The organism is Seonamhaeicola marinus, from assembly GCF_008085455.1.
On the sequence record NZ_VSDQ01000168.1, the window covers coordinates 1 to 361 of the forward strand.

Sequence of the window (361 nt, forward strand, 5' to 3'; positions counted from 1 at the left end):
TACTATTTATGATACACAAGATTCTGATAGGTTAATACGCGATATTATTAAAGAATTACAACTAGACAAAGATGTTTATAAGTATAAACAAATACGTTCTAGAATTTCATCATACAAAAACAGTTTAATTACGGTACGTGCGTATTTTCAAAATCCTGAACTTATTGAGGCTGATACCATGGCACGCAGACCACGCATGGGCGATATTTACAAAGCCTATGTAGAGCGTTGTTTTAAAGCAGGCGCTATGGATTTTGATGATTTGCTGCTTAAAACCAATGAACTTTTAACGCGCTACCCAGAGGTGTTAGCCAAATACCAAAACCGTTTTAAATATATTTTAGTTGATGAGTACCAAGAT

General features: G+C 34.3%; 1 protein-coding gene. It reads left to right on the forward strand.

The window, feature by feature from the left end; genetic code table 11:
- Positions 1-361 (forward strand): UvrD-helicase domain-containing protein (locus FUA24_RS02800; protein ID WP_187388138.1); only part of this gene is annotated, 361 nt, incomplete at both ends.